The sequence below is a fragment of the Streptomyces sp. NPDC016640 genome, from assembly GCF_043076215.1.
Taxonomy (GTDB): domain Bacteria; phylum Actinomycetota; class Actinomycetes; order Streptomycetales; family Streptomycetaceae; genus Streptomyces.
The window spans coordinates 175,309-199,597 of the sequence record NZ_JBIBRG010000009.1 but is presented as its reverse complement, the minus strand read 5'-3'; the positions used below and the strand labels follow the sequence as shown (position 1 = coordinate 199,597).

Here is a 24,289-nt window from a genome sequence, read left to right as displayed (position 1 = left end):
AAACAACAAGCCAACGGGCCCGTCGGCGGAAGCCGTACGGGCCCGTAGGCGGGGCGGACCGGCCGCGAGGCCGGACCCACTAGCGCAGGCGCGCCATCAGGGCGTGCTCCACGAGAGTGATCAGCGCCGACTTCGCATCGGCACGGTGCCGCGCGTCCGTCGTGATGATCGGTGTGTCGGGGCCGATCTGAAGAGCCTCCCGGACCTCGTCCGGGTTGTACGGCTGCTGGCCGTCGAAGCCGTTGAGGGCGATCACGAAGGGGAGACCCGAGTTCTCGAAGTAGTCGACCGCGGGGAAGCAGTCGGCGAGCCGGCGGGTGTCCACCAGCACGATCGCGCCGATGGCGCCGCGCACCAGGTCGTCCCACATGAACCAGAAGCGGTCCTGGCCGGGGGTGCCGAACAGGTACAGGATGAGGTCCTGGTCCAGGGTGATGCGGCCGAAGTCCATGGCCACCGTGGTGGTGGTCTTGTCCCCGGTGTGGGTGAGGTCGTCGATGCCCGCCGAAGCAGACGTCATGACGGCCTCCGTGCGCAGCGGGTTGATCTCCGAAACGGCCCCGACGAACGTGGTCTTGCCCACGCCGAAGCCACCCGCCACCACGATTTTCGCCGAGGTGGTGGAGCGGGAAGGACCGCCGCTAGAGCTTGCGAAGTCCACTGAGCACCCTTTCGAGCAGTGTCACGTCTGGCTGGCCGCCGGCGCTCTCGTCGCCGCCGGGCTGATGGATGGCGACCAGTCCCGCCTCCGCCAAGTCGGCGACGAGGATCCTGGCCACGCCGAGAGGGATGGTCAGCAGGGCCGAGATCTCGGCCACCGACTTGATCTCCCGGCAGAGGGTGCAGATCCGCTGATGCTCGGGCAGTTGGCCCTGCATCTGGTGCGGCTGCGCGGTGGTGTGCACCAGCGCCTCGATGGCGAGCTGGTACCTGGGCCTGGTGCGGCCGCCCGTCATGGCGTACGGGCGCACCAGGGGATTGTGCGACGATCCGGCCGGGGCCGGTTCGGGCGCTCGGTGCTGCGGCTGCACCGGCTGGATGCGCGGAGCGTGCGGCTGGTCGTACGGCGAAGGGCCGGGGCCCTGCGGCGCGTACGGCTGCCGGTGGTTCGGGGTGGAGGGGTAGCCGTATCCGCTCTGGCCGCCGTCGTGCCGGCCCTGGGAGGGACCGTACGACCAGTTGTCCGAGGACGCGCCGCCTGGGGGTGTAGCCACTTTTCTCCTCCTTCGACCGTGCCTGGCACCCGACGTTGTGGAGCCGCGTCCCGAAACCTTACGGCCAAGGGGCGCCAAAACGCACCGTCTGTCCTTTAGTTGAGAAGGCTCCCCTGGAGCTCCGCGCGAAGGTCCGGAGTCAGGACCGTACCGGCACGGTCCACCAGAAGGGCCATCTCGTACCCAATGAGGCCGATGTCCGCCTCCGGATGTGCGAGAACGGCGAGAGACGAACCGTCGGAAATGGACATGATGAACAGGAACCCCCGCTCCATCTCCACAACCGTCTGGTTCACGCTGCCGCCCTCGAAGATCCGGGACGCGCCCGCCGTCAGCGACGTCAGCCCGGAGGCGACGGCCGCGAGCTGGTCGGCGCGGTCACGGGGGAAGCCTTCGGACATCGCCAGAAGGAGTCCGTCGGCGGAGACCACCACCGTGTGGGACACCCCCGGGGTGTTGTCCACGAAGTTGGTGATCAACCAGTTCAGGTTCTGTGCCGCCTGGCTCATCGGGCTCACACTAACGCTCCTGGTTGTAGGTGCTGTCAGGGCCACCGTGCTGATTCCTGGTGGTCTGACCGTTCGTTTCACTGCCCGCGTTGCGGCCCCGTTGGACACCACGACGCAGGTTGCTCAGCCTGCCCCGGACATCCTCCGGGGCACGGGAGACCTGTGGGCCTCCCTGGGGGGTGGATTCGGCGGCTCCCTGGACCAGGTTGGCCTTGGGGACCCGTCGCGGCAGACCGGAGGAGGTGACTCCGCCCGCCTTGGGCTTCCGGAGCTGCGAAGCCTGCTGCCAGCGCTCGTCGTTGGCCGAACGCCAGGTGCTGTCGCCGTCGCCCTCCGGGGCGGAGGCCGACGGTTCCGGGGCCGCCTGCCGTGCGCCGCCCGTGCCGTTCGCGCCGCCCGCGGTGGATCCGCGACGGGGGAGCCCGGCCTCGGTCAGGTCGCGGACCTCGGAGGGAGCCGGTCCCGGACGGTCGAAGCCTACGCCGTCCCGCTCACCCGCGTCAGCGGCCTGCGTGGATTCCGCGTCCGGGGTCTGAGCAGGGTACTGGGCCGGGTAGCCGTTGTGGTAGCCGTCCTGCTGCGGCCAGTCGTCGTCCCGGCGCCGCTCGGTGAAGGACGGGAAGGGCTCGGAGGCACCCGCCGCGGCGTGGCCGCCCTGGGCCGGCTCCGTGGAGGAGGGGCCGGGGTAGCCGCCGCCGGGGGAGAAGGTGCCGTTCTGCGGCAGTCCGCCGTCGGGCGCGTAGTGGCCCTCGCCGTACGACGGCTGCCGCTGCTCCTCGTACGGAGTCTGCTGCCCGTTGTCGTACGTCTGCTGCCCGTTGTCGTACGCCTGCTGGTCGTACCCGGCGGTCTGCTGGTTCTGGTAGCCGCCGTCGAAGCCCTGGCCCCCGTCGAAGCCCTGACCCCCGGCGTAGCCCTGACCGCTGTCGTAGCCCTGCGGGGCGGCGAACCCGTCCGGGTGGGCGGGCGTCCCGGGGGACTGCTGGGCGTTCGGCGCGGTCGGCTCGGGCTGGGCCTGCGCCTCCAGGGCCGCCCGGCGCTCCTCGCGTATCAGGGAACGGCCGACCGGGTCCAGGTCGCGTATGTCGTCCGGGACCTCCGTGTAGCGGCTGTCGTCGAAGCCCAGCTCCGCGGCGGTGCGCATCGGCTGCTGGGTGAAGTTCTCACCCTGGGGGCTCTGCTCCGGGATGATCTGCGAGACCGTGAACTCGTTGCGGTCCACCGGCTGCCCGCCGCCGCCACCGTGGGTGATCGCGTCCGGCAGCATGACCAGCGAGGTGGTGCCGGCCTGCTCGCCCGAGGGGCGCAGCTGGACCCGGATGCCGTGCCGCTCGGACAGCCGGCCGACCACGAACAGGCCCATGCGCTGGGAGATCGCGACGTCCACGGTGGGCGGGTTGGCCAGCTTGTGGTTGATGTCCGCGAAGTCCTCGGCGGTCAGGCCGATGCCCTTGTCATGGATCTCGACCATCACGCGGCCGTCGGGCAGACGGGTCGCGGTGACGCGGACCTTGGTCTGCGGGGAGGAGAACGTCGTGGCGTTCTCCAGCAGCTCGGCGAGCAGGTGCACGAGGTCGGTCACCGCGCGGCCGTGGATCTCGGCCTCGGGGACGCCGGACAGCTCGATGCGCTCGTACTGCTCCACCTCGGAGGAGGCCGCGCGCAGCACGTCGACCAGCGGCACCGGCTGGTCCCAGCGGCGGCCGGGCTCCTCACCGGCGAGGACCAGGAGGTTCTCGCCGTTGCGGCGCATACGGGTCGCGAGGTGGTCCAGGCGGAAGAGGTTCTCCAGCTGGTCCGGGTCGGCCTCGTTGTTCTCCAGGTCGGTGATCAGGGTCAGCTGGCCCTCGATCAGCGACTGGTTGCGGCGCGACAGGTTGGTGAAGATCGCGTTGATGTTGCCCCGCAGCAGCGCCTGCTCGGCGGCGAGCCGGACGGCCTCGCGGTGGACCTGGTCGAAGGCGCGGGCGACCTCGCCGATCTCGTCGGTCGAGGAGACCGGGATCGGCGCGACCTTGGTGTCGACCCGGCCGGGGTCGGTACGGGAGAGCTGGTCGACGAGCATCGGCAGGCGCTGCTCGGCGATGCCGAAGGCGGCGTTGCGCAGCCGGCGCATGGAGCGGCTCATCTGGCGGGCCACCATGCCGGCCAGGACGAACGCGGCGAGCAGGGCGATCACGACGGCGGCACCGGTGATCAGGGCGTCGCGCTGGGCCTCGTCGGCGATCTGCGCGGCCTCGTTCACCGCGGTGTCGGCCAGATCCGACTCGATCTCGCGGTAGCCGTCGAACTTGAGGGTGTTCACGGCCCACCAGTTGGCGGGGGTGATGCCCTGGCCGGCGAGTTCGGCGCGTGCGGCCGGGTCGGTGGAGGGGAGGCGGCCGAGTTCGGAGATCATCGTCTCCGGCTTGACGGGCGGCGCGACGTAGTCCGGATCCCTCTGCTCGGCCTCCTTGGCCATGGCCGCGCCCTCGGCCTGGATCCTCTCCTTGGCCTGCTCCAGCTTGGCCGCGTCGGCCTCGGTGCCACCGCCGAGGTACTCCTCCACGGCGATGCCCTCGAGATAGGCGTAGGAGGTGAGGGCGACGCGCTGGCTGGCGAGCTGGCTGTCGGTGGGGCCGGGCTTCACCAGCAGGTGCATGCCGATGGACCGCTCCAGCGACAGCGCCGCCTTGGTGAGCGAGATCGCGTAGACGGTACGTCCGTAGCTGGTGATGTTTCCGGTGCCCAGGCCGAGCTCGTTGGCGAACTCCATCAGCGGGTGGGCGACGGCGACGTAGCCCTCCTCCGTCTGCACGCCCTTGAGCTTGGAGGTGTACGCGGCGGCGCGCAGCCCGGTGAGCTGGGGCTCGGTCTGGCGGAACAGCTTCAGCCGGCGCTCGAGTCCGGGCTTGTCCGGCATGCTCCGCGCGGCCTCGTCGAAACCGTCGGCGGCCTTGTCGGTCGCGGCGCGCGCCTCGGCGACGGCCGGGTCGTCCTGGCCCTTGCCCTGCAGCAGCGGGGCCGCTGTGACATCGCGCTCGTGGGAGAGGGCGTCGGCGTACGCGAGGGAGGCACGCACCAGACGCGCGGTGTTCTCCGCGTCCTCGGCCTCCTGCCAGGTGTCGATCGAGCTCTTCACCTGGAAGCCGCCCATGACGAGACCGACCAGCACGGGTATGAGCAGGATCGCGTTCAGCCTGGTGGCCACCCGCCAGTTGCGCGGGGACAGACGTCCTCCGCTCGGGGCGGGCGGGGCCGTCGACTCGGGGCCGGGCACAGGGGCGGGCGCCGCCGTGCGCGGCGGCGGCGTGAAGTTGCCCCGGGCCGACGGCTCGGGACTGTTCTTGCTTCGCCTCACTCGACCAACAACCTCTCGGCGGTCGGCACCTTCGTCGTGCCGCAGTGTCTCAGAGCCCGGTATGCCATCGACTACTGAGTACGTCTTTGACCCATGGGCAGTTCAGGCATTCCAGCATGACGACCAGCGCTCTTCCAAACAGTGGAAGGAGCATGGGGAGAGTGATGTAAACCCTAGATAAAACGGTCATAAAGAGCGAGCAACGGCAAAAGGCGGGCCGTTCGTGCGCGCAGCGGCACCGCTCGACCGCGTCGCGTGTCGGCACTACCCCATTCCTCTGCCGAAACGTTATGAACACCGCAGCCGGCCGCGTCAAAGGACACGGCCGGCTCCGGTACATCTACGACAACTGCCGTAAGTCGCTATGAAATCGCCGCTACCTGAGACGGGCCATCAGAGCGTGCTCGACCAGTGTGATCAGCGCGCTCTTCGCGTCCGCGCGGTGCCGGGCGTCGGTGGTGATGATCGGGGTGTCGGGCCCGATCTGCAGCGCCTCGCGCACCTCCTCGGGCGTGTACGGCTGCTGGCCGTCGAAGCCGTTGAGGGCGATCACGAAGGGGAGACCCGAGTTCTCGAAGTAGTCGACCGCGGGGAAGCAGTCGGAGAGCCGGCGGGTGTCGACCAGGACGACCGCGCCGATGGCGCCGCGCACCAGGTCGTCCCACATGAACCAGAAGCGGTCCTGGCCGGGGGTGCCGAACAGGTACAGGATGAGGTCCTGGTCCAGGGTGATGCGGCCGAAGTCCATGGCCACCGTGGTGGTGGTCTTGCCCCCGGTGTGGGTGAGGTCGTCGATGCCCGCCGAGGCGGACGTCATGACGGCCTCCGTGCGCAGCGGGTTGATCTCCGAAACGGCCCCGACGAACGTGGTCTTGCCCACGCCGAAGCCACCTGCCACCACGATCTTCGCGGACGTGGTGGCACGGCTGTCGGAAACCGTCCCGCCGCTAGAGCTTGCGAAGTCCACTGAGCACCCTTTCGAGCAGTGTCACGTCCGGCGCACCGGTCGTCTCGTCGCCGCCCGGCTGGTGCACGGCGACGAGTCCCGCCTCCGCCAAGTCCGCCACCAGGATCCGGGCGACACCCAGGGGCATGTTGAGCAGCGCCGAGACCTCGGCGACCGACTTCACCTCACGGCACAGGTGGCAGATGCGCTGGTGCTCGGGAAGGAGCCCCATGAGCGCTGCCGGGTCGGCCGTCGTACTGATAAGGGCCTCGATGGCCAGTTGGTAGCGCGGCCTGGTCCGGCCACCGGTCATCGCATAGGGACGAACCAGTGGCTGGTCGCCCTCGTCCTCGTACGGTTCCGCGTACGGATCATGAGAGGCGGTGGGCGGGGTCATGGGTCCTCCGGGCGGGACAGCAAGTCGGTCATCAAGCCGTCTGACGGGGCCGGTGGGGGGAATGTGGCGGCCGGACGGTGATTTGGTGTGACGGGTGGTGCCGGGGCCGATCAGTGAAGCAGACTTCCTTGTAGTTCGGCGCGCAGGTCCGGGGTGAGGACCGCCCCCGCGCGATCGACCAGGAGCGCCATTTCGTAGCCCACGAGGCCGATGTCGCACTCGGGGTGCGCGAGGACCGCCAGGGACGAACCGTCGGAGACGGACATGAGGAAGAGGAATCCCCGTTCCATCTCCACGACCGTCTGGGCGACGTTGCCGCCTTCGAAGATCCGGGACGCGCCGGCCGTCAGGGAGGTCAGTCCCGAAGCGACGGCCGCGAGCTGATCCGCGCGGTCGCGCGGGAAGCCCTCGGACATCGCCAGAAGGAGACCGTCGGCGGACACGACGACGGTGTGGGACACCCCGGGGGTGTTGTCCACGAAGTTGGTGATCAACCAGTTGAGGTTCTGTGCCGCCTGGCTCATCGGGCTCAACTAACGCTCCTGCTGGTGAGTGGGGTGCGGGAAGCTGCCGGTCTGGGTGGGACCGGCCTGACGACCCTGTGCGATACCCCGACGGAGATTGGTCAGCCGGCCGCGCACGTCATCGGGCGCGCGTGAGACCTGAGGACCGCTCTGGTGCGATTGCTGCTGAGCCGTACCCGGGACGAGGTTCGCCCTGGGCACCCGGCGCGGCAGGCCGGAGGTGGTGACGCCGCCCGCGGCCGGCTGCCGGACGCGTTCGGCCTGCCGGACCAGCTCGTCGTTGGGCGAGCTGCGCCAGGCGCTGGAAGCGGACCGCTGCGGACCGGTGGGGCCCTGCGGCTGCTGTTGCGGCTGTTCGGGCGCCGGAGGCGCGCCGTTGGCCTGCTCCTGTCCCTGCCCGTGGAACCAGTTGGTCTCGAGCGTGTCGTACAACGGCGTACGACCGTCACCGGGGCCGGACGCCGGCGGCAGCGCCCAGGCGTCGGACGGGTCCCGGAGGGGATCGGGCTGCTGGGCGGCACCGCCGTTGCCCGGGTCCTGGCGGACCGGGTGCTGCTGCGGGGCCGGCGGGCGCGGGGCGCCGAAGTCGGCTCCGCGTCCGCCGTTCGTCTGCGGACGCTCGAACTGGCCGGTGGCGGCCGGGTTCACCCGGTCCGGCAGGGAGTGCCGGCCCGTGGAGCCGTTGTCCTGGTCCGGGGCCGGGTACTGGCCGGCGGAGCCGGTGTCGTAGCCCTGCGGGGCGGGGAACCGGCCCGTCCCGGACGGGTTCTGCTCGCCCGTCCGGCCCTGCGGGGGACCGAAGATGTCACCGCGGACGAACTGGCCGGCGTTCTGCACGCCGTTCGCCCCGGGCTGTGCGTACTGGCCCGTGTCCTGCGAGGTGTCGTAGGACGGCGAGCCGGTGTTCTGCCGGTCGTCGAAGCGGGGGATCTCCGCCGTCGCGCCGGGACCCTGGCGGTCGTCGAAGCGGGGCATGGAGGCCGTCCGGGAGACGTCCGGCTCCTCGTGGCCGCGCGGGGCGTCCAGCGAGGCGCGCGGCACCGGCGGCTGGGCGTTCTCGTCGCTCCAGCTGGGCAGGCGCGGCTGCTGCTGGTCGCCGCCGGGCAGCTCGCCGCGCGCGCCACCGCGCGGCGGGAGCTGCGGACGGCGTCCGCGCTCGGTGTTCTGGTTGCCCCGCTGCTGCGGCACCTGGCCCCGGCCGCCACCGAAGACGTCCTGTTCCTGCGTACCGCCCTGGCCCGTGGCCTGGAACCCCTGCGGGGCACCGGGGACCTGTCCGCCGCCGAAGCCGGCGCCCGCGCCGGCGGGGGAGGGACGGCCCTGCGGCGGCGCGGAGGGCGCCCCCTGGTCGAACAGCGAGGGCGGCTGGCTGCCCGACGGACCCTGCGGTCCCCGCGCACCCGGCCGGCCGGCGCCGTCCCGTCCGGGCAGCGCGGCCCGCGGACCCTGACCGGCACCGATCCGGCCGCCGGGCGTACCGGCGCCGAGGGCACCGCCGCCGGACTGGCCGGCCCCGGCGGCACGCCGTGCGGCGGCGGCACCGGCGGCCGCCTGCGCGGCGGCGGGACCACCGCCGCCCGGGCCCGGCTGACCGGGCTTGCCCTGGGGCTTCTTGCCGCCCTGGGCGACGTCGACGGGCAGCATGACCAGCGCGGTCGTACCACCGGAGTCGGACGGACGGAGCTGGATACGGATGCCGTGGCGCTGCGACAGGCGGCCGACCACGAACAGACCCATGCGGCGGGAGACGGAGACGTCCACGGTGGGCGGCGAGGCGAGCCGCTCGTTGATCGCCGCCAGGTCCTCCGGCGACAGACCGATACCGGTGTCGTGGATCTCGATCAGCACGCGGCCGTCGGGCAGCGCGTGACCGGTGACCTTGACCTTGGTCTGCGGGGAGGAGAACGAGGTCGCGTTCTCCAGCAGCTCGGCGAGCAGGTGCACGAGGTCGTTGACGACCCGGCCGGCCACTTCGGTGCCCGGCACGGAGGACAGCTCGATGCGCTCGTACTGCTCCACCTCGGACGCGGCGGCACGCAGCACGTCGACCAGCGGGACCGGGCGGGTCCACCGGCGGCCGGGCTCCTCACCCGCGAGAACCAGCAGGTTCTCGCCGTTACGGCGCATACGCGTGGCGAGGTGGTCCAGCTTGAACAGCGAGGACAGCTGGTCCGGGTCGGCCTCGCGGGACTCCAGCTCGGAGATCAGCGACAGCTGGCGCTGGATCAGACCCTGGGAGCGGCGCGAGAGGTTGGTGAACATCGCGTTGACGTTGCCCCGCAGCAGGGCCTGCTCGGCGGCGAGGCGGACCGCCTCGCGGTGCACGTCGTCGAAGGCCGCGGCCACTCGGCCGATCTCGTCCCGGGAGTGCACACCGACCGACTGCACGGACGTGTCGACGTCCTGCGGGTCGGACTCGGACAGCTGCTTGACCAGCTCGGGCAGGCGCTCCTGGGCGACCTTGGTGGCGGTGTCCTCCAGCCGGCGCAGCGAGCGGATCATGGAGCGGGCCACGACGAAGGCGCCGACCAGCGACACGGCGAGCACGATGAGGATCAGCGCGGCGGAGATGATCGCGTCGCGCTCGGTGGCGCTGCGCAGCTCGCGGGCCTTCTGTTCCATCTCCTCGAGCAGCGTGTGCTCGATGTTCTTCATCTGCTGGATCTTGGTGGAGCTGTCGTCCAGCCAGTCCCGGTAGGACCGCTTGCCCACCGACCGGAGGCCGAACTCCGAGGCGAGCGCGCGCCCGGCGTACTCGTCGGTGGCCTTGATCGTGCTGTTGCCGTCCTCGATCGGCAGCAGCAGATCGGTGGCGGGGGCATCGCCGTAGATGCTCTTGAAGCTGCGGATCTCCGACTTCTGGTTCTCCAGCGCGGACTCGGCGTAGAGCCGGTCGTTCTCGGAGAGGTCGCCGGCGGTGGTGTTGCTGGCGGGCAGCGCCGCGGCGAGGACCGCGCGCTGGATCGACGCGTACTCCTTGGCGGAGGAGAAGGACGCCAGGGCGCGCGTGCGCTGGATCATGTCGGGGTTGCTGGTCGCCTCCGCCATGTCCTGCGAGAGCTTGATCAGCTTCTCGATCAGGCGGTGGTAGCCCTCGACGGTCTGCGTGGAGTTCTGCTCCGAGGTGAAGGCCGTGTTGCGGGTCTTCGCGAGGTTGCCCAGCTCGCCGGCGAGCTGCACCAGGTTGTCGCGGACGCCCGTGAGGTTGCCGTTCTTGCTCGCGGCGTCGATCTCCTCGGAGCCGTCGAGGAAGTTCGACATCGCGCGGTCGGTCTTGTCGCGGTAGCCCTTGACCGAGAAGTCGGTGGCCTTTCCGCCGTGCGCCAGCGGGCCGGCCGACTGGTCGCGCTCCTCCTGGAGCGCGGCCGCCAGTTCGGTGGCCTGCTGGGTCATGTCCGTCAGCAGCTTCATGTTGTCGAGCTGCTGGATGTCGTCCAGCGACTGGTTGATACGCAGTGCGCCCAGCGAGGTGGCGGCGACCACCGGGAGGGCGAGCAGCGACACCAGACGGGTCGAGATACGCCAGTTGCGCAGCGCTATTCGGGACCCCGGACCGGTCGGGTCCTTCGGGGCGGCCGGAGCCGGACTCGGCGCGGACGCACCGGCACGGCCGCCACCGTTCCCGGCCGGGCCCTGGTTCTGAGCGTGCTGGGGCGAGGAGCTGACGGCCTTGGGGCCAGTCCCGCCCTGCGGCTCCGGCTCCGCCGAAGCGCTGCCATCCCTCTTGAAACGTCCCTGCACTAGCGTCGCAACCTCTGGACCAGGCGCCTCTCCGCGTGAACGGCGAGGCACGGTGTCGGCGTCTTGGGGCGCCCTGAATACGCCCCCGTGATGGTCGTGAGCGACCGGCGCTGGTTTCCCCTGTTCTCGCCCGCCACTCGGCGCGTCGGTGCGCCCCCTGTGCGCCGGCTCGATCTCGCGGCGGTCCGTGGAATTCCAGCACAGTGCAGGAACTCCAACAAGGCCCGAGGGCTTACGCGTGAGATACGTGACACGGCGTGAGTGACGAATCACCGCTGGTAGAAAGGGATCCCGCTCAAAGGGGACGTATGCCTACGGGTCGGCCGGACGGGCCGGGTGTCCCAGTCGACATGATCAGGAGCGGAATGGTGGCTTCAGGGGTGTAATGTCCGATTCCGTCAACCGGGGGATCGGTTCGAATTGTCCGACTTGCCTGTCGTTTCGTGAGCAAACTCACACCTAGATCACGGTCTTCCGGCGCCGTCGGCCGGGAATCGCATGTTTAGCCTGACGCTTTACAGGGATGGCAGAACCGACAACCCGCGCCCGCGCCGGGGTCCTTGACCCCCGTTGCGGGCGCCCGTGACTCAGGACGGGGTCAAGTAAACAGTGAAGACGACGACGATGTTCCACAAGATCGCCAACCCCCGGCGCACCACGCTGGCGCACCTCGACGGCGCCGGGGAACTGCAGGCGCCGGTCCAGCAGGAGCACCCCGTCGAACTCCCGGCCCAGACCGCCAACCCCAGGCGCACCGTCCTCATGGAGCTTCCGGCCTCGGTCGGCGCCGAGAAGTAACACCGGTCCGCACGCGCACCGGCCGCGAAACGCTCGCGGCCGCCGCGCCCGGACAGCGGCACCCGCCCGTCGCACGCGCACCGGGGGCGTCCCGCGGCCACGGGGCGCCCCTCGTCATGCGCGAGGCGGGGAACCCCTTCCGCGTTAGCCTGGAGCATCAGACGCCAGCCGCTCGAGTCAAGGGGACCAGCATCCCGTGCGCATCGCCAGATTCTCCATCGACGGGAACGTCGCCTTCGGCGCGGTCGAGGGCGAGAGGCAGGACGAGCTCGTCCTGGACATCATCAAAGGCATCCCGTTCGCGGACTTCGAGCTCTCCGGCACCAAGGTCCCGCTGAACAAGGTCAGGCTGCTGCCCCCGGTACTGCCCAACAAGGTGGTGGCCTTCGGCCGCAACTACGCCGAGCACGCCAGGGAACTCGGCAACGAGGTGCCCGACGCGCCGTTCGCCTTCTTCAAGCCCGCCACCTCCGTGATCGGCTCCGGCGACGAGATCCAGTACCCCTCCTTCTCGGAGGAGGTGCACCACGAGGCCGAGCTGGCCGTGGTGATCGGCCGGATGTGCCGCGAGGTCCCGCGCGAGCGCGTCAAGGACGTGATCTTCGGCTTCACCTGCGCCAACGACATCACCGCGCGCGACGTCCAGAAGCGTGAGAAGCAGTGGGCCCGGGCCAAGGGCTTCGACACCTCCTGCCCGCTCGGCCCCTGGGTGGAGACGGACCTGGACCTCGCCGCCGCGAGCGACCTGACCATCCAGCTCACGGTCAACGGCGCCCAGCGCCAGCTCGGCCGCACCAGCGAGATGATCCACTCCATCGAGGACCTGATCGTCAACATCACCGAGGCCATGACCCTGCTCCCCGGCGACGTCGTCCTCACGGGCACCCCGGCAGGGGTCGGCCCCCTCAACGTCGGCGACGAGGTCGCCGTCACCATCGAAGGCATCGGCACTCTCACCAACAAGGTTGTCAAGCGTGGCTAGCGCACCCTCCCCCAAGCCCTCGGCCTCGCTCGCGCAGGGGGTACCCCCACGCGTGCGTTTCTGTCCGTCGCCCACCGGTAACCCCCATGTGGGCCTGGTCCGCACCGCCCTGTTCAACTGGGCGTTCGCCAAGCACCACGGCGGCACCCTGGTCTTCCGCATCGAGGACACCGACGCGGCCCGCGACTCCGAGGAGTCCTATGCCCAGCTGCTCGACGCGATGCGCTGGCTCGGCTTCGACTGGGACGAGGGCCCCGAGACCGGCGGCCCGCACGCGCCGTACCGCCAGTCGCAGCGCATGGACATCTACCAGGACGTCGCCGCCAAGCTGCTCGACGCCGGCCACGCCTACCACTGCTACTGCTCCCAGGAGGAGCTGGACACCCGCCGCGAGGCCGCCCGCGCCGCCGGCCGGCCCTCCGGCTACGACGGCCACTGCCGCGAGCTCACCGACGCCCGGGTCGAGGAGTACAAGGCCCAGGGCCGCGAGCCGATCGTCCGCTTCCGGATGCCCGACGAGACGATCACCTTCACCGACCTGGTCCGCGGCGAGCTGACCTTCACCCCGGAGAACGTCCCGGACTACGGCATCGTCCGCGCCAACGGCGCCCCGCTGTACACGCTGGTCAACCCGGTCGACGACGCGCTGATGGAGATCACCCACGTCCTGCGCGGCGAGGACCTGCTCTCCTCCACCCCGCGGCAGATCGCCCTCTACAAGGCGCTGATCGAGCTGGGCCTGGCCAAGGACATCCCGGCCTTCGGCCACCTGCCGTACGTGATGGGCGAGGGCAACAAGAAGCTCTCCAAGCGCGACCCGCAGTCCTCGCTCAACCTCTACCGCGAGCGCGGCTTCCTCCCCGAGGGCCTGCTCAACTACCTCTCCCTGCTCGGCTGGTCGCTCTCCGCCGACCAGGACGTCTTCACGGTCGAGGAGATGGTCGCGGCCTTCGACGTCGCCGACGTGCAGCCCAACCCGGCCCGCTTCGACCTGAAGAAGTGCGAGGCGATCAACGCCGACCACATCCGCATGCTCGACGCGAAGGACTTCGCGCAGCGCTGCGCGCCCTGGCTGAAGGCCCCCTTCGCGCCCTGGCCCCCGGAGGCCTTCGACGAGGCCAAGTGGCAGGCGATCGCCCCGCACGCGCAGACCCGCCTGAAGGTCCTCTCCGAGATCACGGACAACGTCGACTTCCTGTTCCTGCCGGAGCCGGTCTTCGACGAGGCCTCCTGGACCAAGGCCATGAAGGAGGGCAGCGACGCCCTGCTGCGCACCGCCCGCGAGAAGCTGGACGCAGCGGACTGGACGTCCCCCGAGTCCCTGAAGGAGGCCGTCCTGGCCGCCGGCGAGGCCCACGGCCTCAAGCTCGGCAAGGCCCAGGCCCCGGTCCGCGTCGCCGTCACCGGCCGCACGGTGGGCCTCCCGCTCTTCGAGTCCCTGGAGATCCTGGGCAAGGAGAAGACGCTGGCCCGCATCGACGCGGCCCTGGCGAAGCTCGCCGCGTAACCCTTCCCGTACCTCCGGCGGGGGCGGCAGCCGTTGCGGCTGCCGCCCCCGTCCCTGCTTCCCGCCCGCGAGCCGCCGTCAGGGCGCAGGCGGCGGGCCCTCACCCGCTCCTGTCCCGGGGCGGCGGCGGGCGCCTCGAGCGGGCAGGGCCCGACCCGGGCCCGGGGCACGGTGAATCCGCCGACGACGAGGACCGGGGGCGTCGGGTCCCACGGGATCGAGCGTCTGCCCGTCGTCCGCCTCGCCGATGTATCACAGACGCACCGGACCCTCCGAAACACGTCTGCGGCCGCCCCCGAAGGGACGGCCATTCGATGAGGCGCTGAGACTCCCGAGGGGACGGCGCCTGCGCCCGGATGATTCCATACCGAGCGGCGATCCCCCGGACGGTTTCCCGACAGCTGAGGACGCGGGACGAACCGGAGCGGACGGGCCTGCCCGCGGCTCCGGCCGCCTAGGCTGGGGCCCATGCCGATCCGAGCCGTTGTCTGGGACGTCGACGACACGCTTTTCGACTACACCACCGCCGACCGCGAGGGCATGCGCGCCCACCTGGTGGCCGAAGGGCTCCTCGCCGGGTACGGGTCGGCCGAGGAGGCCCTCGTGCGCTGGCGGGAGGTCACCGAGCAGCAGTGGGCGCGGTTCGCCGCGCGGGAGGTGGACTTCGAGACGCAGCGGCGCGACCGGACCCGGATCTTCCTGGGCCGGCCGGAGCTGACGGACACCGAGGCCGACGACTGGTTCCGGCGGTACGTCACGCACTACGAGTCCGCCTGGAGCCTCTTCCCGGACGTGCTGCCCGTCCTCGACGCCCTCGCCACCAGTCACCGGCACGCGGTGCTCTCCAACTCCAGCCTCCACGTCCAGGACCGCAAGCTGCGCGTCCTGGGGGTCCACGACCGCTTCGAGGCCATCCTGTGCGCCGCCGAGCTGGGCGTCTCCAAGCCCGAGGCCGGCGCCTTCCTCGCCGCCTGCGACGCGCTGGCGCTGCCCCCGGACCAGGTGGCGTACGTCGGTGACCACCCGGAGATCGACGGCCGGGGCGCCGCGGACGCCGGGCTGCTGTCCGTGTGGATCGACCGCGGGGGTGCCCGCGCGACCGTCGAGCCGCCCGTGGGGCCGCGCCGCATCGCCTCCCTCGCCGAACTCCCCTCGCTGCTGCGCGCCGATACTCGTTTTGGAGCCCCGTCCACCTTCGGGTAATGTTCTTCCTGCGCCGCGGGAGCGGGCCGGAAGGCCGGAACCCCGAGCGTCGAACTAGAACAAGAACCCCTCAGGGGCTTGCGTTCCAGTGGCCTATGGTGTAATTGGCAGCACGACTGATTCTGGTTCAGTTAGTCTTGGTTCGAGTCCAGGTAGGCCAGCTCGCAGAGCTCATCTGCACCAGCGGATCACATCCGCAAGCCCCCGTTGTGTAGCGGCCTAGCACGCTGCCCTCTCAAGGCAGTAGCGCCGGTTCGAATCCGGTCGGGGGTACAGATCCTTCCCGCGAGGGCAGCAGGGTAGCTCCCACTGCCGTCGACGCAGGATCGCTAGGGCCCCCGTTGTGTAGCGGCCTAGCACGCCGCCCTCTCAAGGCGGTAGCGCCGGTTCGAATCCGGTCGGGGGTACTGACTGGTCTAAACCATCATTGGTCTATGGTGTAATTGGCAGCACGACTGATTCTGGTTCAGTTAGTCTTGGTTCGAGTCCAGGTAGACCAGCAGGATCCGCGGAAACGCGTGATCCACGCCCCCGTTGTGTAGCGGCCTAGCACGCCGCCCTCTCAAGGCGGTAGCGCCGGTTCGAATCCGGTCGGGGGTACACAGGGAAGCCCTCCACTTCGGTGGAGGGCTTCCGGCGTTCCGGGGGCGACCCGGCAAGCCGGCCGGGGACAGGCCCGCTGCGGCGTTGAGGCGGGCCCGTCCCGCGAAGCGGTGCGGGAAAGAGCGGTCAGGAGCGGCGCAGCGCCTCGGAGAGGCGGGCGGCGGCGTCGATCACGGCCTGGGCGTGCATACGGCCCGGGTGACGGGTCAGCCGCTCGATGGGGCCGGAGACCGAGACGGCGGCCACCACACGGTTCGAGGGGCCGCGCACCGGTGCCGAGACCGACGCCACCCCGGGCTCGCGCTCGCCGATCGACTGGGCCCAGCCGCGACGGCGGACACCCGACAGGGCCGTCGCCGTGAAGCGGGCGCCCTGCAGACCGCGGTGCAGCCGCTCCGGCTCCTCCCAGGCCATCAGGATCTGCGCCGAGGAACCGGCCTTCATCGTGAGCGTGGAGCCCACCGGGACCGTGTCCCGCAGGCCCGACAGGCGCTCCGCCGCGGCGACGCAGATGCGCAGGTCGCCCTGGCGGCGGTAGAGCTGCGCGCTCTCCCCGGTGATGTCCCGGAGGTGGGTGAGCACCGGACCCGCCGTGGCGAGCAGCCGGTCCTCGCCCGCAGCCGCCGCCAGTTCGGCCAGCCGGGGACCGAGGATGAAACGGCCCTGCATGTCACGGGCCACCATGCGGTGGTGTTCCAGCGCCACGGCCAGGCGGTGGGCCGTGGGTCGTGCCAGTCCGGTCGCCCCGACCAACCCCGCGAGGGTGGCCGGACCGGACTCCAGGGCGCTCAGGACGAGGGCTGCCTTGTCCAGAACGCCGACGCCGCTACTGTTGTCCATGCAACGATACTTGCGTCTCACTCTGTGAAACGCAAGTTCAATTTTCCGTGGAACCCGCCACTCTGGACGTACGGAAGCAACGCGGCCCGTGGACCACCGGGCCTGGCGGCGGACGCCCGGAACAAGGGGTGTGGGCGCCGTCTCCTCACAGATCTCTAGTTGGGCCGGAGCGGTTCGTGCCGGCCGAAGGGAAAGCGATGGGTAGGACACTCGCGGAGAAGGTCTGGGACGACCACGTCGTCCGGCGCGCCGAGGGCGAGCCCGACCTCCTCTTCATCGATCTGCACCTGCTGCACGAGGTGACCAGCCCGCAGGCCTTCGACGGTCTCCGCAAGAACGGCCGCACCGTGCGCCGCCTCGACCTCACCATCGCGACCGAGGACCACAACACCCCCACCCTGGACATCGACAAGCCCATCGCCGACCCGGTCTCCCGGGTCCAGCTGGAGACGCTGCGCAAGAACTGCGCCGAGTTCGGCGTCCGGCTGCACCCGCTGGGCGACGTCGAGCAGGGCGTCGTGCACGTCGTCGGCCCGCAGCTGGGCCTGACCCAGCCCGGCATGACCGTCGTCTGCGGCGACTCCCACACCTCCACGCACGGCGCCTTCGGCGGTCTGGCGTTCGGTATCGGCACCTCCCAGGTCGAGCACGTCCTGGCCACCCAGACGCTGCCGATGGCCCGCCCGAAGACCATGGCGATCACCGTGGACGGGGAACTGCCCGACGGTGTCACGGCCAAGGACCTGATCCTGGCGATCATCGCGAAGATCGGCACCGGAGGCGGCCAGGGCTACGTCCTGGAGTACCGCGGCCCCGCCATCGAGAAGCTCTCGATGGAGGCGCGGATGACCATCTGCAACATGTCGATCGAGGCCGGCGCCCGCGCGGGCATGATCGCCCCCGACGAGACCACCTTCGCCTACCTCGAGGGCCGTCCGCACGCCCCGCGGGGCGAGGACTGGGACGCGGCCGTCGCCTACTGGAAGACGCTCAGGTCCGACGACGACGCCGTGTTCGACGCCGAGGTGGTCATCGACGCCGCCGGACTGTCGCCGTTCGTCACCTGGGGAACCAACCCGGGCCAGGGCGCTCCGCTTTCCTCGTCCGTCCCCGACCCGGCTTCGTACGAAGACGCCTCGGAGCGGTTCGCCGCCGAAAAGGCCCTGGAGTACATGGGGTTGGAGGCCGGCCAGGAGCTGCGCTCCATCGGCGTGGACACCGTCTTCGTAGGTTCCTGCACCAACGGCCGCATCGAGGACCTGCGGGCCGTCGCGGACATCATCAAGGGCCGCAAAGTCGCCGACGGCGTACGGATGCTGGTCGTCCCGGGCTCCGCGCGGGTGGGTCTGCAGGCCGTCTCCGAGGGTCTGGACGTGGTCTTCAAGGAGGCCGGCGCCGAGTGGCGGCACGCGGGCTGCTCCATGTGCCTGGGCATGAACCCCGACCAGCTCGCCCCCGGTGAGCGCTCCGCCTCCACCTCCAACCGCAACTTCGAGGGCCGGCAGGGCAAGGGCGGCCGCACCCACCTGGTGTCCCCGCAGGTCGCCGCCGCCACCGCGGTCCTCGGCCACCTGGCCTCCCCGGCCGACCTCGCCGACGCCGACGCCCGTACGCCCGCTGGAGTCTGATCAGTCATGGAAGCATTCACCACCCACACCGGCCGGGCCGTCCCGCTGCGCCGCAGCAACGTCGACACCGACCAGATCATCCCCGCCCACTGGCTCAAGAAGGTGACGCGGGACGGGTTCGAGGACGGGCTGTTCGAGGCCTGGCGCAAGGACCCGGAGTTCGTGCTCAACCGGCCCGAGCGCAAGGGCGCCACGGTGCTGGTCGCCGGCCCCGACTTCGGCACCGGCTCCTCCCGCGAGCACGCCGTCTGGGCGCTGCAGAACTACGGTTTCAAAGCCGTGATCTCCTCCCGCTTCGCCGACATCTTCCGCGGCAACTCGCTGAAGAACGGGCTGCTCACGGTGGTCCTCGACCAGCGGACCGTGGACACGCTGTGGGAGCTCACGGAAGCCGACCCCACCGCCGAGGTCACCGTCGACCTCGAGGCCCGCGAGGTGCGCGCCGAGGGCGTCACCGCCTCCTTCGAGCTCGACGAGAACTCCCGCTGGCGGCTGCTGAACGGGCTCGACGACATCTCCATCACCCTGCGGAACGAGGCGGACATCTCCGCGTACGAGGCGAAGCGCCCGTCGTTCAAGCCGAGGACGCTCACGGCCTGACCCGAGCCGCCGCCGAAGTCCTCGCGAGAGGTCGACTTTCGGCCACCGAGTCACCCCTGCCGTACCCCCGATCGGTCCGATCGGGGGTACGGCCGTGTCTGCACCCGTTCGGCCCCGCGTGCCCTCTTGAGGGCCCTCAACTTGCCGCGTTATGAAGGTGGTTGCGAGGGTACACGTGTCACGTGGCAGTGCTCCCCACGTGTGCGCGGACGACCGTCCGAGGCGCCAGTTACCCCCTGCGCAGGCGACAACTCGCCCCAGATGGCACAATCTGTGCATGGAACACGACGGCCAACTCGAGCTCTATACGGCTGTCGCGATCCAGCTGAAACAAGCGCATGCGAAGGTGCGCGCACTGCAAGTCCCGGAGGGCGTACGGATGGCGCTGACCCGGAAGCTGCTGGTCATTACGGCCGCGGCCAAGCACGATCTCGCCGACGCGGCAAGGCGTCTGGAACGGTTCGTCGCGGACCTCGACGAGGGGCGGTTCCCCGAAGAGGAACGCTGAGCCGGTCGAGACAGCCGAGTTCGTTGCGGCACAAGGGTGATTAGCCCGTTTCGTGTTTGATTTGCGGTATATATCTGCCTAACGTGCGAAAAAGCTTGAACACTTTCGTTCCGGCGATGCCTCCGAAGGGGAAGACGTGAACAAGGCGCAGCTCGTAGAAGCGATTGCCGACAAGATGGGCGGCCGCCAGCAGGCCGCCGAGGCCGTCGACCACGTACTGGACGCCATCGTCCGCGCGGTCGTCTCGGGGGAGCGGGTCTCGGTCACCGGCTTCGGTTCGTTCGAGAAGGTCGACCGCCCGGCCCGCTACGCCCGCAACCCCCAGACGGGCGAGCGGGTTCGGGTCAAGAAGACCTCCGTGCCGCGCTTCCGTGCGGGCCAGGGCTTCAAGGACCTGGTGAGCGGCTCCAAGAAGCTGCCGCGGGGCGGTGAGGTCGCGGTCAAGAAGGCGCCCAAGGGCAGTCTGACCGGCGGTGCTTCGGCGACGGTGAAGAAGGCCGCCGCGAAGAAGACGACGGCGAAGAAGGCCGCCGCGAAGAAGACCACCGCCAAGAAGGCCCCGGCGAAGAAGGCCACCACCAAGACGGCGGCGGCGACGAAGACCACGGCGAAGAAGGCGCCCGCCAAGACCACGGGGGCGAAGACCACCGCCGCCGCGAAGAAGACCACCGCCAAGAAGGCCCCGGCGAAGAAGGCGACCGCCACGACGGCGCCCGCCAAGAAGTCGACCGCCCGCAAGACCACCGCCAAGAAGACCACCGCCCGCAAGAAGTAGCCCTCGGGCCAGAGCGGTTCTCACGCGCCGGGCCGGACTCCGCACGCGAGTCCGGCCCGCGGTGTGTCCACCGGGGCCGGCGCCCGCCGCGGTCAGAACGTCTGGAGCGTCACCAGCGTGATCCGCCGGGCCTCGCCCTCACCCTCGGTCTCGATGCGCACCCGCTGCCCGGGACGCAGCAGCCTCAGGCCCCCCGCGTCGAACGCCGGAGCGCCGAAGGACACCGGCGTGCCGTCGTCCAGGAGCACCTGGCCGCTGCGGCTGACGGGGTCGTAGGTGTACGCGGTGGCCTGCATACCGGCAGCCTACTGCTCCGTCATCAGCGACCGCGCGGCGACCGCGGCCGTGTGGGGTCCCACCCCGAGCGCCAGCGCCGCCCGCAGATCATCACCGGTGTCCACGTCCTGCCGTACGGAATCCACCGCGTCCAGGCGCAGTTCCACGGCTCCGGACGCCCGGTGCCGGGCCCGCGAATCGGGGCCGAAGCACGGGCGCAGGTCCCGGCCGGGGGCCGCCGCCAGCAACGTCGTGCCGAGCGCGGCGGCGTCGGCGAGAAAAGCGCGGGGGAACGCGGCGGCCGCGTCGAGGACCCGGGTCAGTTCCCGGGAGCGAAGGGCCGGCAGATCGGCGTTGAGGGCGGCCACGCCCTCCGCGCGCCGGGAGGTCCGCACCACCGCGGCGCCGTGGGCGAGAGCCGCGTTCAGACCGCCGCGCGGCTCGTCGGGGGCGACCGCGGCACCCAGCGCGGCCAGCTCGCGGCCGGCCAGGGCGTCGTTCGTGACCACCACCACACCCCGTACCGCCGGACACTCCAGCGCGGCGGCCACCGTGTCCTGGGCGAAGGCGAGCGCGAGACCCGGGCGCAGGCCGTCGTCCGCGGCGTCCGAGAGCCTGCTCTTGGCCAGGGCCAGCGGCTTCAGGGGTACCACCAAGGTCCACTGCACGAGTGTTACGTCCCTCTCTTGTCGCGGCCATTGTCACCCGGGGGGCCCGGCCGCCGAGGGGCCGGGGCGTACGGTGTCCTCGACAGACCGGCGGCCCGGGGCGACACTTGTGCGGCCCGCCTGGCCCCCGGGTCCGGGCCTGGGCCCTCCGTTCGGAAGAGGAAGGTGTACTCGTGCCGCGCCGCCAAATCGGCTTCTGGTACCGCTTCGCCGCGGTGATCTGCAAACCGCCGCTGGTGGTTCTGCTCAAGCGGGACTGGCGTGGAATGGAGAACATTCCGGCCGAGGGCGGATTCATCACCGCGGTGAACCACAATTCGCACATCGATCCCTTCGCTTACGCGCACTTTCAGTACAACACCGGACGCGTTCCGCGGTTCCTCGCGAAGAGCGGCCTTTTCAACAAGGGATTCGTCGGTGCCGCGATGCGCGGCACCGGTCAGATCCCCGTCTACCGCGAGAGCACGGACGCGCTCAGCGCCTTCCGGGCGGCGATCGACGCCGTCGAGCGCGGCGAGTGCGTCGCCTTCTACCCCGAGGGCACCCTCACCCGGGACCCGGACGGCTGGCCCATGACCGGCAAGACCGGCGCCGCGCGCGTCGCCCTGCAGACCAGGTGCCCCGTGATCCCGGTCGCCCAGTGGGGCGCCAACGAACTGCTGCCGCCGTACGCCAGGAAGCCCAGCCTGATGCCGCGCAAGACCCACCGCGTGCTGGCCGGGCCGCCGGTCGACCTCGACCGTTTCTACGACCGGGAGATGACCCCGGAACTGCTCAAGGAGGCGACCGAGGCCATCATGGCGGCCGTCACCCGCCAGCTGGAGCAGATCCGCGGCGAGAAGGCTCCCGAGACGCCTTACGACCCGCGCCGGGAGCGGATCGAACAGCGCCACAGGACGTACGCGCAGAGGCGGCGCACCCAGCAGGGACGACAGCGGTACGACCGGACGCGGGGCGGCAGGCCCACCGCGCGGGAAGAAGGGCTGAGCACGTGAGCAAGCCGGTCAGGGCGGCCGTCTTCGGCACCGGATCGTGGGGCACGGCCTTCGGCATGGTCCTCGCCGACGCGGGCTGCGACGTCGTGCTGTGGGGGCGGCGCCCCGAAGTCGCCGAAGCGGTCAACTCCACCCGCACCAACCCCGACTACCTTCCCGGTGTCGAACTCCCCGGGAACCTGCGCGCCACCGCGGACGCCGCCGAGGCCGCGCGGGACGCCGACTTCACCGTCCTCGCCGTCCCCTCGCAGACGCTGCGCGGCAACCTCGCCGAATGGGTGCCGCTGCTCGCGCCCGGCACGGTCCTCGTGTCGCTGATGAAGGGCGTCGAACTCGGGTCCGCGATGCGGATGAGCGAGGTGATCGAGGACGTCGCCAAGGTGGACCCCGACCGCATCGCGGTCGTCACCGGCCCCAACCTGGCCCGCGAGATCGCCGCCCGCAGGCCGGCCGCCGCCGTGGTGGCCTGCACCGACGAGTCCGTCGCCCAGCGGCTGCAGGCCGCCTGCCACACGCCGTACTTCCGGCCGTACACCAACACCGACGTCGTCGGCTGCGAACTGGGCGGCGCCGTGAAGAACGTGATCGGGCTGGCCGTGGGCATCGCGGACGGCATGGGCCTGGGCGACAACGCCAAGGGCTCCCTCATCACCCGCGGCCTCGCCGAGACCACCCGGCTCGGAGTCGCGCTGGGCGCGGACCCGCTGACCTTCTCCGGACTCGCGGGCCTGGGCGACCTGGTGGCCACCTGCTCCTCGCCGCTGTCGCGCAACCACACCTTCGGCACCAACCTCGGCAAGGGCCTGACCCTGGAGGAGACCATCGCGGTCACCCGGCAGACCGCCGAGGGCGTCAAGTCCTGCGAGTCGGTGCTGGACCTGGCCCGACGGCACGGCGTCGACATGCCGCTGACCGAGACGGTCGTCGGCATCGTGCACGAGGGCAAGCCTCCCGTGGTCGCCGTCGAGGAGCTGATGTCGCGCAGCGCGAAGCCCGAACGACGCTGAGCGACCGCCGCGCCGCACCGCCCCGCCGACGCTGTCTCGGGGCCCTACGGGCGGGTAGTCTCATCGCGTTATGAGCACCGAGAACCTTCCCCAGAGCCCCGGGCAGCCGTCCCGCAAGCCGCGTGTGGCCGTCGTGTTCGGCGGGCGCAGCTCCGAACACGGGATCTCCGTGGTCACCGCCGGCGCCGTCCTCAGGGCCATCGACCGGACCACGTACGACGTCCTGCCGATCGGCATCACCCAGGACGGCCGCTGGGTGCTCACCGCCGACGAGCCGGAACGCATGGCGATCACCGACCGCCGTACGCCCAGCGTCGACCAGCTCGCCGAGTCGACGGAGGGCGGCGTGGTGCTCCCCGTCGACCCCGCCAGCCGCGAAGTGGTCTACAGCGAGCCGGGTTCGGTGCCCAAGGCGCTCGGCGAGGTCGACGTGGTCTTCCCGGTGCTGCACGGCCCCTACGGCGAGGACGGCACCCTCCAGGGGCTCCTGGAGCTCTCCGGCGTCCCCTACGTCGGCGCGGGCGTGCTCGCCTCGGCCGTCGGCCAGGACAAGGAGTACATGAAGCGGGTGTTCACCTCCTTCGGGCTCAAGGTCGGCCCGTACGTGGTGATCCGGCCGCGCGAGTGGCGGCAGGACCGGTCCGCCGCCCGCAGGAAGATCGTCGACTTCGCCGGTGAGCACGGCTGGCCGCTGTTCGTGAAGCCCGCGCGCGCGGGCTCGTCGATCGGCATCACCAAGGTCGACGATCTCTCCGGGCTCGACGAGGCGATCGCCGAAGCCCAGCGCCACGACCCCAAGATCCTCGTGGAGGCGGCGCTGCGCGGCCGCGAGATCGAGTGCGGGGTGCTGGAGTTCGAGGACGGCCCGCGCGCGTCGCTGCCGGCCGAGATCCCGCCGCCCGACGCGCACGCGTACTACGACTTCGAGGCCAAGTACATCGACTCCACCCCGGGCATCGTGCCCGCGCCGCTGACCGAGGAGGAGACGGCCGAGGTGCGCCGGCTCGCGGTGGAGGCGTTCGACGCGGCCTCCTGCGAGGGACTGGTCCGCGCGGACTTCTTCCTCACCGAGGACGGCGAGTTCGTGATCAACGAGATCAACACCATGCCCGGCTTCACGCCCATCTCGATGTACCCGCAGATGTGGCAGGCCACCGGGGTGAGCTACCCGGAGCTGGTGGACCTGCTGGTGCGGGCCGCGATGCGCCGGTCCACCGGGCTGCGCTGA

Annotated in this window: 22 protein-coding genes and 5 tRNA genes; 16 read left to right on the top strand and 11 right to left on the bottom strand. The window is 70.8% G+C overall.

The window, feature by feature from the left end:
* Nucleotides 1–79: 79 nt before the first annotated feature.
* The 8 genes from ACF07S_RS20565 to ACF07S_RS20530 all read right to left on the bottom strand — a co-directional run bounded on the left by ACF07S_RS20565 (nucleotide 80) and on the right by ACF07S_RS20530 (nucleotide 10,671).
* Complete coding sequence (locus tag ACF07S_RS20565; protein ID WP_009314218.1) at nucleotides 80–661, bottom strand: ATP/GTP-binding protein; 582 nt, start codon at nucleotides 659–661, stop codon at nucleotides 80–82.
* Nucleotides 642–1,214 (bottom strand): DUF742 domain-containing protein, encoded by a 573-nt coding sequence (locus ACF07S_RS20560; RefSeq protein WP_391965423.1) that lies wholly within the window; start codon nucleotides 1,212–1,214, stop codon nucleotides 642–644. Before ACF07S_RS20560 ends, ACF07S_RS20565 begins: the two co-directional genes overlap by 20 nt.
* A 95-nt stretch (nucleotides 1,215–1,309) precedes the next feature.
* The gene (locus ACF07S_RS20555; RefSeq protein WP_004983065.1) at nucleotides 1,310–1,723 is read right to left on the bottom strand and encodes a roadblock/LC7 domain-containing protein; all 414 of its coding nucleotides are present in this window, start codon (nucleotides 1,721–1,723) and stop codon (nucleotides 1,310–1,312) included.
* 10 nt (nucleotides 1,724–1,733) lie between these two features.
* Nucleotides 1,734–5,063: a nitrate- and nitrite sensing domain-containing protein gene (locus ACF07S_RS20550; RefSeq protein WP_391965424.1), complete on the bottom strand. Its 3,330-nt coding sequence runs from the start codon at nucleotides 5,061–5,063 to the stop codon at nucleotides 1,734–1,736.
* A gap of 376 nt (nucleotides 5,064–5,439) precedes the next feature.
* On the bottom strand, nucleotides 5,440–6,030 hold the full coding sequence (locus tag ACF07S_RS20545) for an ATP/GTP-binding protein (RefSeq protein WP_391965425.1): 591 nt from the start codon (nucleotides 6,028–6,030) through the stop codon (nucleotides 5,440–5,442).
* The gene (locus ACF07S_RS20540) at nucleotides 6,011–6,406 is read right to left on the bottom strand and encodes a DUF742 domain-containing protein (RefSeq protein ID WP_004924977.1); all 396 of its coding nucleotides are present in this window, start codon (nucleotides 6,404–6,406) and stop codon (nucleotides 6,011–6,013) included. The genes ACF07S_RS20545 and ACF07S_RS20540 overlap by 20 nt, the downstream gene beginning before the upstream one ends.
* A 110-nt stretch (nucleotides 6,407–6,516) precedes the next feature.
* Nucleotides 6,517–6,930: a roadblock/LC7 domain-containing protein gene (locus tag ACF07S_RS20535; protein WP_003973453.1), complete on the bottom strand. Its 414-nt coding sequence runs from the start codon at nucleotides 6,928–6,930 to the stop codon at nucleotides 6,517–6,519.
* A 9-nt stretch (nucleotides 6,931–6,939) separates the two neighbouring features.
* Nucleotides 6,940–10,671: a nitrate- and nitrite sensing domain-containing protein gene (locus ACF07S_RS20530; RefSeq protein WP_391974738.1), complete on the bottom strand. Its 3,732-nt coding sequence runs from the start codon at nucleotides 10,669–10,671 to the stop codon at nucleotides 6,940–6,942.
* A gap of 609 nt (nucleotides 10,672–11,280) precedes the next feature.
* Between ACF07S_RS20530 and ACF07S_RS20525 the strand changes: the two genes are divergently transcribed.
* From ACF07S_RS20525 to ACF07S_RS20485, 9 genes are all read left to right on the top strand, one after another.
* Complete coding sequence (locus ACF07S_RS20525; RefSeq protein WP_391974737.1) at nucleotides 11,281–11,469, top strand: hypothetical protein; 189 nt, start codon at nucleotides 11,281–11,283, stop codon at nucleotides 11,467–11,469.
* A 196-nt stretch (nucleotides 11,470–11,665) separates the two neighbouring features.
* Entirely contained in the window at nucleotides 11,666–12,451 is a 786-nt protein-coding gene (locus ACF07S_RS20520) for a fumarylacetoacetate hydrolase family protein (RefSeq protein WP_391974736.1), read from the top strand.
* Nucleotides 12,444–13,958, top strand: coding sequence for a glutamate--tRNA ligase (gene gltX / locus ACF07S_RS20515; protein ID WP_391965429.1), 1,515 nt, complete (start codon nucleotides 12,444–12,446; stop codon nucleotides 13,956–13,958). The genes ACF07S_RS20520 and gltX overlap by 8 nt, the downstream gene beginning before the upstream one ends.
* Before the next feature lie 468 nt (nucleotides 13,959–14,426).
* On the top strand, nucleotides 14,427–15,161 hold the full coding sequence (locus ACF07S_RS20510) for an HAD family hydrolase (protein WP_391965430.1): 735 nt from the start codon (nucleotides 14,427–14,429) through the stop codon (nucleotides 15,159–15,161).
* Between the two features lie 89 nt (nucleotides 15,162–15,250).
* Nucleotides 15,251–15,322 (top strand) — tRNA-Gln (locus tag ACF07S_RS20505).
* 39 nt (nucleotides 15,323–15,361) lie between these two features.
* A tRNA-Glu gene (locus ACF07S_RS20500) sits at nucleotides 15,362–15,434 on the top strand.
* Between the two features lie 61 nt (nucleotides 15,435–15,495).
* Nucleotides 15,496–15,568 (top strand) — tRNA-Glu (locus ACF07S_RS20495).
* 21 nt (nucleotides 15,569–15,589) lie between these two features.
* Nucleotides 15,590–15,661 (top strand) — tRNA-Gln (locus ACF07S_RS20490).
* A 27-nt stretch (nucleotides 15,662–15,688) separates the two neighbouring features.
* Nucleotides 15,689–15,761, top strand: a tRNA-Glu gene (locus ACF07S_RS20485).
* 129 nt (nucleotides 15,762–15,890) lie between these two features.
* Here ACF07S_RS20485 and ndgR read toward each other — a convergent pair.
* Nucleotides 15,891–16,604, bottom strand: coding sequence for an IclR family transcriptional regulator NdgR (ndgR, locus tag ACF07S_RS20480; protein WP_391965431.1), 714 nt, complete (start codon nucleotides 16,602–16,604; stop codon nucleotides 15,891–15,893).
* A 197-nt stretch (nucleotides 16,605–16,801) separates the two neighbouring features.
* Between ndgR and leuC the strand changes: the two genes are divergently transcribed.
* From leuC to ACF07S_RS20460, 4 genes are all read left to right on the top strand, one after another.
* On the top strand, nucleotides 16,802–18,232 hold the full coding sequence (gene leuC / locus ACF07S_RS20475) for a 3-isopropylmalate dehydratase large subunit (RefSeq protein ID WP_391965432.1): 1,431 nt from the start codon (nucleotides 16,802–16,804) through the stop codon (nucleotides 18,230–18,232).
* Between the two features lie 6 nt (nucleotides 18,233–18,238).
* Entirely contained in the window at nucleotides 18,239–18,832 is a 594-nt protein-coding gene (gene leuD, locus ACF07S_RS20470; RefSeq protein ID WP_391965433.1) for a 3-isopropylmalate dehydratase small subunit, read from the top strand.
* 277 nt (nucleotides 18,833–19,109) lie between these two features.
* Nucleotides 19,110–19,340, top strand: a complete 231-nt coding sequence (locus ACF07S_RS20465; RefSeq protein WP_391965434.1) for a hypothetical protein — start codon at nucleotides 19,110–19,112, stop codon at nucleotides 19,338–19,340.
* 136 nt (nucleotides 19,341–19,476) lie between these two features.
* Nucleotides 19,477–20,115: an HU family DNA-binding protein gene (locus ACF07S_RS20460; protein ID WP_391965435.1), complete on the top strand. Its 639-nt coding sequence runs from the start codon at nucleotides 19,477–19,479 to the stop codon at nucleotides 20,113–20,115.
* A gap of 92 nt (nucleotides 20,116–20,207) precedes the next feature.
* On the opposite strand, the gene ACF07S_RS20455 is transcribed toward ACF07S_RS20460, so the two are convergent.
* A complete protein-coding gene (locus tag ACF07S_RS20455; RefSeq protein WP_391965436.1) occupies nucleotides 20,208–20,411 on the bottom strand; it encodes a hypothetical protein in 204 nt (67 codons plus the stop codon).
* A gap of 9 nt (nucleotides 20,412–20,420) precedes the next feature.
* The gene (cofC, locus tag ACF07S_RS20450) at nucleotides 20,421–21,059 is read right to left on the bottom strand and encodes a 2-phospho-L-lactate guanylyltransferase (RefSeq protein WP_391974735.1); all 639 of its coding nucleotides are present in this window, start codon (nucleotides 21,057–21,059) and stop codon (nucleotides 20,421–20,423) included.
* A gap of 173 nt (nucleotides 21,060–21,232) precedes the next feature.
* On the opposite strand from cofC, the gene ACF07S_RS20445 reads away from it, so the two are divergent.
* The 3 genes from ACF07S_RS20445 to ACF07S_RS20435 all read left to right on the top strand — a co-directional run bounded on the left by ACF07S_RS20445 (nucleotide 21,233) and on the right by ACF07S_RS20435 (nucleotide 24,289).
* On the top strand, nucleotides 21,233–22,054 hold the full coding sequence (locus tag ACF07S_RS20445; protein WP_391965438.1) for a lysophospholipid acyltransferase family protein: 822 nt from the start codon (nucleotides 21,233–21,235) through the stop codon (nucleotides 22,052–22,054).
* A complete protein-coding gene (locus tag ACF07S_RS20440; RefSeq protein WP_391965439.1) occupies nucleotides 22,051–23,061 on the top strand; it encodes an NAD(P)H-dependent glycerol-3-phosphate dehydrogenase in 1,011 nt (336 codons plus the stop codon). Before ACF07S_RS20445 ends, ACF07S_RS20440 begins: the two co-directional genes overlap by 4 nt.
* 70 nt (nucleotides 23,062–23,131) lie before the next feature.
* Nucleotides 23,132–24,289, top strand: a complete 1,158-nt coding sequence (locus tag ACF07S_RS20435) for a D-alanine--D-alanine ligase family protein (protein WP_391974734.1) — start codon at nucleotides 23,132–23,134, stop codon at nucleotides 24,287–24,289.

What these genes read in the sequence shown, in the direction of transcription:
- ACF07S_RS20555 (WP_004983065.1), bottom strand. Translation starts at nt 1,723, where the DNA reads ATGAGCCAGGCGGCACAGAACCTGAACTGGTTGATCACCAACTTCGTG.
- ACF07S_RS20540 (WP_004924977.1), bottom strand. Translation starts at nt 6,406, where the DNA reads ATGACCCCGCCCACCGCCTCTCATGATCCGTACGCGGAACCGTACGAG.
- ACF07S_RS20465 (WP_391965434.1), top strand. Translation starts at nt 19,110, where the DNA reads ATGGAACACGACGGCCAACTCGAGCTCTATACGGCTGTCGCGATCCAG.
- ndgR (WP_391965431.1), bottom strand. Translation starts at nt 16,604, where the DNA reads ATGGACAACAGTAGCGGCGTCGGCGTTCTGGACAAGGCAGCCCTCGTC.
- ACF07S_RS20455 (WP_391965436.1), bottom strand. Translation starts at nt 20,411, where the DNA reads ATGCAGGCCACCGCGTACACCTACGACCCCGTCAGCCGCAGCGGCCAG.
- ACF07S_RS20510 (WP_391965430.1), top strand. Translation starts at nt 14,427, where the DNA reads ATGCCGATCCGAGCCGTTGTCTGGGACGTCGACGACACGCTTTTCGAC.
- ACF07S_RS20435 (WP_391974734.1), top strand. Translation starts at nt 23,132, where the DNA reads ATGAGCACCGAGAACCTTCCCCAGAGCCCCGGGCAGCCGTCCCGCAAG.
- leuD (WP_391965433.1), top strand. Translation starts at nt 18,239, where the DNA reads ATGGAAGCATTCACCACCCACACCGGCCGGGCCGTCCCGCTGCGCCGC.
- ACF07S_RS20535 (WP_003973453.1), bottom strand. Translation starts at nt 6,930, where the DNA reads ATGAGCCAGGCGGCACAGAACCTCAACTGGTTGATCACCAACTTCGTG.
- leuC (WP_391965432.1), top strand. Translation starts at nt 16,802, where the DNA reads ATGGGTAGGACACTCGCGGAGAAGGTCTGGGACGACCACGTCGTCCGG.